9 protein-coding genes and 1 pseudogene are annotated in these 9,556 nt (G+C 26.2%); 6 read left to right on the top strand and 4 right to left on the bottom strand.

Annotated features, from left to right (window positions below):
* Window positions 1-312: pseudogene (locus tag QZ429_RS06760) on the top strand (TolC family protein); the annotation flags it as partial.
* A 231-nt stretch (window positions 313-543) separates the two neighbouring features.
* Here the strand turns inward: QZ429_RS06760 and nth are convergent.
* Window positions 544-1,167 carry an endonuclease III gene (gene nth / locus QZ429_RS06765; protein WP_291953115.1) on the bottom strand — a complete coding sequence of 208 codons (624 nt, stop codon included), beginning with the start codon at window positions 1,165-1,167 and terminating at the stop codon, window positions 544-546.
* A gap of 79 nt (window positions 1,168-1,246) precedes the next feature.
* On the opposite strand from nth, the gene QZ429_RS06770 reads away from it, so the two are divergent.
* The 5 genes from QZ429_RS06770 (at window position 1,247) to QZ429_RS06790 (ending at window position 6,336) form a co-directional block, all read left to right on the top strand.
* Window positions 1,247-2,062 carry a peptidylprolyl isomerase gene (locus QZ429_RS06770; RefSeq protein WP_291953117.1) on the top strand — a complete coding sequence of 272 codons (816 nt, stop codon included), beginning with the start codon at window positions 1,247-1,249 and terminating at the stop codon, window positions 2,060-2,062.
* A complete protein-coding gene (fbaA, locus tag QZ429_RS06775) occupies window positions 2,062-3,126 on the top strand; it encodes a class II fructose-bisphosphate aldolase (protein ID WP_291953119.1) in 1,065 nt (354 codons plus the stop codon). The genes QZ429_RS06770 and fbaA overlap by 1 nt, the downstream gene beginning before the upstream one ends.
* Window positions 3,127-3,197: 71 nt before the next feature.
* On the top strand, window positions 3,198-4,511 hold the full coding sequence (locus QZ429_RS06780) for a MotA/TolQ/ExbB proton channel family protein (protein ID WP_291953121.1): 1,314 nt from the start codon (window positions 3,198-3,200) through the stop codon (window positions 4,509-4,511).
* Window positions 4,512-5,474, top strand: a complete 963-nt coding sequence (locus tag QZ429_RS06785) for an OmpA family protein (protein WP_291953123.1) — start codon at window positions 4,512-4,514, stop codon at window positions 5,472-5,474. It begins immediately after the preceding gene.
* Complete coding sequence (locus tag QZ429_RS06790; protein WP_291953131.1) at window positions 5,461-6,336, top strand: pyridoxal-phosphate dependent enzyme; 876 nt, start codon at window positions 5,461-5,463, stop codon at window positions 6,334-6,336. The genes QZ429_RS06785 and QZ429_RS06790 overlap by 14 nt, the downstream gene beginning before the upstream one ends.
* A gap of 439 nt (window positions 6,337-6,775) precedes the next feature.
* Here the strand turns inward: QZ429_RS06790 and cas2 are convergent, their stop codons facing one another.
* From cas2 to cas9, 3 genes are all read right to left on the bottom strand, one after another.
* Window positions 6,776-7,201 carry a CRISPR-associated endonuclease Cas2 gene (gene cas2, locus QZ429_RS06795; protein WP_291953125.1) on the bottom strand — a complete coding sequence of 142 codons (426 nt, stop codon included), beginning with the start codon at window positions 7,199-7,201 and terminating at the stop codon, window positions 6,776-6,778.
* A complete protein-coding gene (gene cas1, locus QZ429_RS06800; protein ID WP_291953127.1) occupies window positions 7,188-8,090 on the bottom strand; it encodes a type II CRISPR-associated endonuclease Cas1 in 903 nt (300 codons plus the stop codon). The genes cas2 and cas1 overlap by 14 nt, the downstream gene beginning before the upstream one ends.
* Window positions 8,080-9,556, bottom strand: a 1,477-nt coding sequence (cas9, locus tag QZ429_RS06805; protein WP_291953130.1) for a type II CRISPR RNA-guided endonuclease Cas9, incomplete at its 5' end; no start/stop codon positions are given. The genes cas1 and cas9, both read right to left, overlap by 11 nt.

The following is a 9,556-nucleotide window of genomic DNA, read 5'->3' on the forward strand; positions in this document are numbered from 1 at the left end:
GAATATGAATACAATATAAGAGTTTTAGAATATAAAGATGCTTTAGAAAAGAATTTAAATTATTTTAGATTGTGTTATAAAAACGATCAATATTATAATTCTTTATTAAAAGTCATAGAAGAAAATTATATAAATCAAACTAAAATTACACAATTGTATTTTGATAAATATAAATTAGGACGTAGTGAATTTAAAGATTATCTTGATGCAGATACTTTGTTAATTAATTCTTTGCAGGAGCTTAGTAGAGCTAGATTGGCATTACTTAAAAATATAAATTTGTATCATAGTATAGTTTTAATATCAAAATAAGAATTAAAATATTGCACTTGTAATAATGGCTTATATTTTTCATTGTTTAAATTTATGCAATAAATCAATTATAAAATCTATATGACATAAGAGTAGTATGTGGTATAGGTAGAGTTGCACAAAATTTATTATATTTTGATAGAAATTTTAATTGTAGTAAATATGCAATGATAATTATTATGGTATGAATTTATTGCTTTTATGCTAGATGATAATAAATATCTTTAGTGTTTAATTATTTTTATCTTGACTTTTGCATAAATGATTTAAAAAACATTCTTTGCATAATGGATTTTTAGCTTTACAGGTGTAGCGTCCAAAAAGCACCATAGCTTGATGAAGATAGTTTAATTTATCTTTAAAAATTTTTGTTAAATCTTTTTCTGTGTCTTCTGGGGTTTTTGCTTTGCTTAGATTAAGTCTATGTGAAACTCTAAATACATGGGTATCTACTGCCATACAATTTGCTCCACACCACTCAATCATAACAACATGAGCTGTTTTTTGACCAACTCCAGCAAGACTTTTTAGAGAGTTTTCATCAGTAGGAATTTCTTCGTTGAAATTTTCACATACTGATTTTGCCATTTTGATAAGATTTTGAGCTTTATTATTATAAAAAGAACACGAATTTATAAGTAGTTTTAAGCTTGAAAGATTTGCATTTGCTAGATCTTTTACACTTGGGTAAGCTTTAAATAAAGCAGGTGTAATGAGATTTACTCTTTTGTCTGTGCATTGAGCTGAAAGCATAACACAGACTATTAATTCATAAGCATTTTTAAAAACTAATTCTGTTTTAGCTTGTTTAAAATGTTGCAAGAATAATTTTTTGATTTGTAAATTTCTTTCCATAAACTTATTGTATGTTAATCCCCTTTAAATAAAGTTTAGTTATAATGCCATTATAAAAATTATTTTAAAGGAAAAGATGATGAAAAAAATTTCTTTAGTTACTGCAGTTTTATTGATGGGTTTGAATTTAAATGCTGCAGTTGTAGCTACTTTTGATGGTATGAATATCACTGATGATCAAATTAATGAAAATTTTGCTCCTATGTTAAGGGGTGCTAAAATATCTGATTTACCAGCTGAACAAAGAAAAGCATTGATTGATCAATATATTGCACAACAACTTGTGTTAAAGGATGCAAAAGCTCAAAAATTAGAAAATGATCCTTTGTATAAAGAAGAATTAGAGCGTGCAAAAGAAGCTATTTTAGCAAATATTTATCAAAAGAAAATTTTTGATTCTATTAAAATAGATGAAGCTAAGATAAAAAAATATTATGAAACTCACAAAGATAGATTTACAAAATCTGCACAAGTGAAAGCAAAACACATTTTAGTAACTAGTGAAAAAGAAGCAAAAGATATTATTGCTCAATTAAGTAAGCTTAATGGAAAAGCATTAGAAGATAAATTTATTGAATTAGCAAAAGAAAAATCAATAGACAAAGGTTCTTCTGCACAAGGTGGAGAGCTTGGATGGTTTGGTGAATCTACTATGGTAAAACCTTTTGCTGACGCAGCTTTTTCTATGAAAAAAGGAACTATTTCTAAAACTCCAGTTAAAAGTGATTTTGGATATCATATTATCTTAAAAGAAGATGCTAAAGCAAAAAGCACTATAGGCTATGATGAAGTAAAATCAGGTATTGAAAATAATCTAAAAATGGAAGAATTTAAAAATATTTTTGGCAAAAAAATTGAAGATCTTCAAAAAAAAGCACAAGTGGAATATAAATAATGGGTGTTTTAGATCTTGTTAAACCAGGTGTTTTAAGTGGTGATGAGTTAAGCATTGTTTATAATCACGCTAAAAAAGAAGGTTTTGCTATTCCTGCTGTTAATGTCGTAGGAACAAATTCTATGAATGCTGTTTTAGAAAGTGCTAAGAAAGTAAATTCTCCTGTGATTATACAATTTTCAAATGGTGGAGCTAAATTTGTAGCAGGTAAGGCTTGCCCTAAAGCTGATATTTTAGGTGCTATTAGTGGTGCTAAACATGTGCATTTAATGGCAAAAGCTTATGGAGTGCCTGTGATTTTACATACTGATCATGCAGCTAGAAAGCTTCTTCCTTGGATTGATGCTTTGATAGAAGCTAATGCAGAATTTAAAAAAGATAATGGTATTGCTTTGTTTAGTTCTCATATGATTGACTTGAGTGAAGAAAATTTGGAAGAAAATTTAAGCACTTGTGAAGTTTATTTAAGAAAAATGTCTGAACTTGGAATTTCATTAGAATTAGAGCTTGGTTGTACAGGTGGAGAAGAAGATGGGGTAGATAATACAAATATTGATAATGCAAAATTATATACCCAACCTGAAGATGTTGCTTTAGCATACGAAAGACTCATTAAAATTAGTGATAAATTTTCCATAGCAGCAAGTTTTGGTAATGTTCATGGGGTGTATAAGCCAGGTAATGTAATTTTAAGACCTGAAATACTTAAAAATTCTCAAGAATATGTAAAAAATAAATTTAATTTATCTCAAGACAAACCTATTGATTTTGTTTTCCACGGCGGTAGTGGTAGTGATATAAATGACATTAAAGCAGCACTTAGTTATGGTGTGATTAAAATGAATATCGATACAGATACTCAATGGGCTTTTTGGGATGGAGTTAGAGAATATGAACTTCAAAATAAGGCTTATTTGCAAGGACAAATTGGTAATCTTGAAGGTGATGATAAACCTAATAAAAAATATTACGATCCAAGAGTTTGGCTTAGAGCTGGTGAAGAGAGTATGATTAAACGTTTAGAATGTGCATTTAGTGATTTAAATTGTATTGATAGAAACTAAGAGTTTTCTAACTCTTAGTGAATTTTCTGCAAATATATAGATTTTAGAGCAAAATTTAAAGGCTTATAATAATGGAAGTAAAAACAACAGATGAATTTTCAGATCTTGTGTTGCCAGATGGTAAGGGTAGCACAGGGATAGTTGCTTATTTAAAGATAATTTTTATACCTACAATTTTATATTTTTTAGTTTTGTTAGGTTATTTTGAAAAAATTGATTTTAAGGTGGAATTACATAGTGTTGTGATGATAGGTATTATTTATATTATTGCCTTGATTTTTGCTAGACATAGTGCTGATTATGCTTCAAGTATTTTTGAGCAACAAAAAGATGAATTTAAATTAGTATTAAAACGCTATATTATGAAACATTTTTTAGTTATAGGTAAAGAAACAAAGTCAAATGCGAGTTTTAATGATTTTGCTTATGCTTATGCTAAAGAATTAAGAAATGAAAATTTTGCCTCTGTTGGAGCTGCTGTTTTTCCTATGCTTGGAATTTTAGGAACTTTTGTGAGTATAGCTATGTCAATGCCTAATTTTAACTCAAGTGATACTGCAGGATTAGAACAAGAAATTTCAATGTTATTAAATGGAGTAGGGACAGCATTTTATGTTTCTATTTATGGAATTTTTTTAGCACTTTGGTGGATTTTTTTTGAGAAATATGGAGCTAGTAAATTTCAACGTTTATTAAATCGTCAAAAAAATGCTACAAATGATTTTTTCTGGTCTAAAGAGGAAATTGATAGAAAATATTTGCAAGAAAGTTTAAAACATTTTGAAAAAATTGGTACTATTTTTGAACATGTAAGTAATGAGGAATTTTTTAAAGAACTTGACAATACTATAGATAGAAAATTTAGTGTTTTTCAAGAATTAGTTAATGCTGAAGAAAAGGCTGTGCGATTGAGTAGTGAGCACGTAAAACAAGCTATGGGTGATTTATCTAAAACTCAAAGAGAGCAAAAAGATATAGTTAAAACCTATACAGAAATAGTAAATGCTGTAAATATTTTAAATTCTAATATTAAAGATTTAACTCTTAGAATTTCTGAGCAATATAATAGACTTTTAGATACAAGTTCGGATAAAATTTCTCATTTTAACAAAAGTGTTAATATACTTGATGAAAAAATAGAAAATTTTGCCAATAATATAGAAAAATATCAAAATCTTATGTTGGAAAATCAAACAAAACTTTTTGAGGGATTTAGATCAAGTATCATAGAAGGAATGCATACTTTTAAAGAAACTTATGAAGATGAAAAGAGTATCGATGATAAGATTTCTATGATAGAAGAATTTAAAACAGAGAGCAAGGAATTAGATGAGCAGACTTCAGAGGTTATTGCCAAACTTGAAAATCAAAAAGAAAATAAATAAATGATAAGAAATAATCAAAATAATAATGAAGAAAATAATTTTTGGATAGCTTATGCTGATTTAATGGCTGGGCTATTGTTTGTTTTTATTTTATTAATCGGTGCAATTGTAGTTAAGTATGTTTTAACTCAAAGTGATTTAAAGATTATAAAAGAAAATTTAGAAAAACAAGAACAAAGGCTTAAAGAAAATCAAGAAGAATTAAATCAAAAAGAAGATATACTAAAAAATCTTAATCAAAAATTAAATAATACTTCAAATACTCTTAATGATATCAACAAACAAAAGCAAGAACTAGAGGCAAATGTAAATTCTTATGCGAGATTAAATCAAGATTTAAATTCATCTCTTGATGAAAAAGATCAGCAAATTTTTACTTTACTTGAGAGATTAAATAGAAAAGATGAACAAATTAGAGATTTAGAAGCTAATTTTAATGAAGCAAAATCAAAGATCAAGGAATTGAGTTTGATTAAAGAAAATACTATTAAAAATCTTCGCTCAAAGATTGATAACAACATTACTTTAGATGTAAATTCAGGTGCAATTATTTTGCCTTCTGAAGTTTTATTTGATAGTAATTCTTTTACTTTAAAAGCTCAAGCTAAAGAAAATTTAAAAACTATATTAACACAATATTTTGATGGTATTTTAAAAGATGAAAATATATTATCAAGTATTGAAAATATAGTTATAGAAGGACATACAGATAGTGCTGGATCATACATTTATAATCTTGATTTATCACAAAAAAGAGCTTATGCTGTGATGAGTTTTATTTATTCTTTTTACAAAGATCCTAGACTTCAAAAATTATTAATGGCTAGTGGTAGATCGTATTCTGATGTGATTATGAAAAATGGTAAAGAGGACCAGCAGGCAAGTCGTAGAATAGAAATTAAATTTAATATCAATACAAACAATGCTTTAGAAAAAGTTGAAAAATACCTTGATAGCAAGTAGAATAGATAGTTTAAAATATAATGATTTTGAATTTTTATTAAAAAGAGATGATTTACTTGGAAGTATTAATGGTAATAAAGCTCGAAAATTACATTTTTTTCAGCTAAATAAACATAAATTTAAAAAAAATCAAAAATTTATTTCTTATGGATCTTCACAAAGCAATGCTTTGGTAGCTTTGGCTATATTTTGCTATGAAAATAATTTTAAATTAATCTTTGTGTGCGAAAAGATTAGTTCTTTTTTAAAAGAAAATCCTCACGGAAATTATTTATTTGCCTTAAAATATGGTGTGCAAATCGTAGAAAATGATGATTTTTCACATAAAAAAGTTAAAGCATTAAGTTTAATGAATAATGGAGATATTTTTATAGAAGAGGGGGTAGCTGTTAAAGAGGCTGAATTTGGTTATGAGCAATTAGCCTTAGAGCTTGATGAGCAATTAAATGAAAATGTAGATATTTTTTTGCCATCGGGCACAGGAACTTCAGCAGCATTTTTAGCAAAGCATTCTAAATTTAAAGTTTATACTTGTGCTTGTGTAGGAAATGAGAATTATTTGAGGGAGCAAATTTTAGCCTTAGATAAGGATTATGATTTTAAAAATTTACATATTTTAAAATTATCTAAAAAATATCATTTTGCTAAGCCTTATGTGGAATTATTTGAGCTTTATAAGGATTTAAAACAAAAATGTAATGTAGAATTTGATTTAATTTATGATATGGTTGGTTTTAAAACTTTAATGGAAAATAGAAAAATATTTTCTAATAAAATCTTATATATCCACCAAGGAGGACTTAGCGGAAATATAAGTATGATAAAGCGATATGAGTATAAAAATCAATGTAAATATATATGATGTGTTTTTGGAGTAAATCTATCATATTTTTATGATATTGCTAATTGATTTTCATTGTATTTTTGCTTTTATACCATTTTCTCATTATGTTGTTTATTAGTTTTTGCTCATATTTTTTATTATTTTGTTTTAGTCTCTTTTTAAATTTCTTTATGGTAAAATAAACTTAAGAGCGATAAAAATGGCCGGTGGGTTTTAGTCTCTTTTTAAATTTCTTTATGGTAAAATACAAAAATGAAGGTGTTAAGAATGAATTATGTTTTAGTCTCTTTTTAAATTTCTTTATGGTAAAATAGACTTCTAGTAAATAAAGAAATTTAGGTGTTTTATCGCATAAAAACATCTAGAATATGTTATAATATTCATTAAGAAATTTAAAAAGAGACTAAAATAAGTGGTTTTTGGTTATCCACGTAGGGTTATAATCCCTTTAAAACCATTAAAATTCAAATAAACTAGGCTGTTTTAGCCTATGTTTTTTCTTTTCTTTATTTATTTTTTCGTTGCTATATTTAAAGTCTTGACTTTTTTCATCATATTCAAAAAGAACTAGATTTTTATCATTATTTATTTTTTCATTAAAAGAAATTCCGCCTAAAAGAATTTGCATATTGTCAAATTGTTTTTCTGTTATAGTTAAAACTCTGATATTTCCATAAGGTGGTAAAATCCTTTCTACAGCTTTAATTACCGCTTTAGTTGAAGCTAATCCTTTGCAAATTTTTACATATACGCTAAATTGCATCATAAAAAATCCAAGTTTTATTAATGAGGTTCTAAATTTATTTGCATTTTTTTGATCTTTTTTGTTTTTAGTAGGCATATCAAACATCAATAAAATCCTCATAAATTTATCTTCTATCATATAAATTTACCATTGTTAATTCATCATTTTCTAGCAAAGCATTTTTAAAATTTTGCACGTAAAAATTAATAGCTCTATTTAAAGGATAAGCTTTATTCTCAATAATAATTTCTTCTTGCAAGATACTAATTAATTTTTGTTTTGTTTCTTTATCTAAAAATTCACTATCTTTTGTATCTTTTAATTTAAACACACACAAATCAATCAATGGTCTAAATACTTCTATTAAATCATCACAAAGATTAAAATTATTATATAGATTATTATGCTTTATACCTTGCCATGGTAAAAGTCCGCTTATGCAAACTGCCCTAACTATAAGTGATCTTATAATAGTATAGCCATAATTTAGTGCAGAATTTATAAAACATAACTCATTTCTTGTAAAATCATTGCCAAATAAAGTTTTAAAATATAAGGCAGCAGCTCTTGCTTCTAAATTTTTAGAATCATTTAAGCTTACATTCTTAGCCATACTTAGAAGTTCTTTGGCTTCTTTGATGTGATTAGTAATTTTTAAAATATAAGCTTGATTTGAAATTTTATTTTTAATAATTTTTTGCCATAAAATTGCTTTTCTTTGCAAGCTTACTTTGATTTGTTTTTTAGCTACTTTTGCACCTATAAAATGTCCTAAAAATGGAGAAAAAATTCCGTTGATATTATGAGATTCATCGCAGGTTAAAAGTATAATTTTATATTTAGCTAAAGCACTAAGTAAGCTTGAAGTAATATTTACTTGCAAAGATTCTAATATGATAATGTTAATATCTTTTAAGAAAATTTTAGCTTCTTTTTCATCTTGTTTTATAACAAGATGATTTAATTTTAAGCTTAATTTTGCTTGATTTGATATCAGCACGCTTTTAAAAGCTTCATCATATGCCATATTTTTTACTTGTTTTTAAAGAAATATTTTGTCTTGGCTCAAATTTGGCTTTAGTTTTTTCTCCTAAGGGGCTTACTATATATTTTTCAAATATTTTTAAATTTTGAATTCCTAAGCTTTTTATAGACACATCTTCCTCTTTTGCTGTGGTAAATAATAATTTTTGATTAGGCGTTAAATTTTCAAATTTATTATCGTGTTTTCTTAGTTCTATAGTCGAAGTAGAAACACTAAATGATACAAAATAAGCAAATTCTGCTTTGCTCATTTCTTTTTTTTGCACTAAAATAAGATCATCTTTAAATAAAGAAAAGCAAAATTCATAATTTTCATTCATTTCTATCCATTCTTTTATTATCCCACTTTTTTCCTTACCTTGAACTACTGCCTTATTTGGTAATACCCCTAAAGCAAAATCCATAGTATAAATAGGCACCCCGTAAAATTTTTGACTCTCTTTATGCTTAAAAATATCAACCCTTATCATATCTTCATTTTTAACATATTTTGTACCAATTTTTCTTATTTTGCCATATTTTAGAGCTCTTTGCACTCCATCTTCGCCTCCATATTCTTTATAAAATGTATCTTTAGAATAAAATGTTTCTTGATGTAAAGCTCCTCTTGCTCTTTTTCTGGGTGGGTGTGAGACAAAAATAGTATCAATTTTTTTTAAAATTTGGCTCCTAAATCCTTCAAAAGGTTCAAAAAATTTATTTTTATGTTCATATTCATCGTTAGTTATTTTTTTTGCATAAAGTTTTGCTTTTAAAAGCTCTTGATTTTTTTTAAAATCACTAAATGATTTTATTATAGAATTTGTGCTATAAGCAATTATTATGGCATCTAAAGCGTGGTGAAGGTGATTATTTCTATTTTTATCGCTAAATCCCCAAGTATATCTTAAAACTGAAGTAAGCATTCCATTTATAGCTTGAACGTGAATTTTACTTCCATTTTCTCCACTTTTTAAGTCTATATTCTCATCTTTGCTTAAAGGTAAAAAATTTAAATATTCTTTTGTATATTTGCTTATAAGCGTAGCAATATATCTTGTGTCATTTAAATTTCTACTAATAAAATCTTGTTGTTCTTTATCTTTAAAATTCTCATCTAAAATTTTAATTTTCTTTTTATAAGCAAGATTTTGTGCTAGGACTTTTATTTTTTCCCATTTATCTGTATTTTTACTAAAGGCTTCAAATGGTGTTTGATTGAGTTTTTCTTGGTTTTCTTTAGTAAAAACTAAAACCTTATTTGTAAATGAATCATCATAACTTCTAGAATATGGATATATATGATCAACTTCTAAAGCTTTTTCATCTTTTAAATGTTCTATAGAAATTTTCTTGCCACTATAAATGCAAATTTCATTTTGCTCTCTCCAAAGTTTTAATTTTAAAATATTTTTAGCATTTACTTTAAGTCCTATATTTTCACATTCATTTTTAGCCCAATTATTAAGC

This window comes from Campylobacter sp., from assembly GCF_020024835.1.
In the GTDB taxonomy this organism is placed as follows: domain Bacteria; phylum Campylobacterota; class Campylobacteria; order Campylobacterales; family Campylobacteraceae; genus Campylobacter_D.

Excerpts from the sequence above, each read along its gene's own strand:
- nth (WP_291953115.1), bottom strand. The coding sequence starts at position 1,167 with ATGGAAAGAAATTTACAAATCAAAAAATTATTCTTGCAACATTTTAAA.
- QZ429_RS06770 (WP_291953117.1), top strand. The coding sequence starts at position 1,247 with ATGAAAAAAATTTCTTTAGTTACTGCAGTTTTATTGATGGGTTTGAAT.
- fbaA (WP_291953119.1), top strand. The coding sequence starts at position 2,062 with ATGGGTGTTTTAGATCTTGTTAAACCAGGTGTTTTAAGTGGTGATGAG.
- QZ429_RS06780 (WP_291953121.1), top strand. The coding sequence starts at position 3,198 with ATGGAAGTAAAAACAACAGATGAATTTTCAGATCTTGTGTTGCCAGAT.
- QZ429_RS06785 (WP_291953123.1), top strand. The coding sequence starts at position 4,512 with ATGATAAGAAATAATCAAAATAATAATGAAGAAAATAATTTTTGGATA.
- cas2 (WP_291953125.1), bottom strand. The coding sequence starts at position 7,201 with ATGATAGAAGATAAATTTATGAGGATTTTATTGATGTTTGATATGCCT.
- cas1 (WP_291953127.1), bottom strand. The coding sequence starts at position 8,090 with ATGGCATATGATGAAGCTTTTAAAAGCGTGCTGATATCAAATCAAGCA.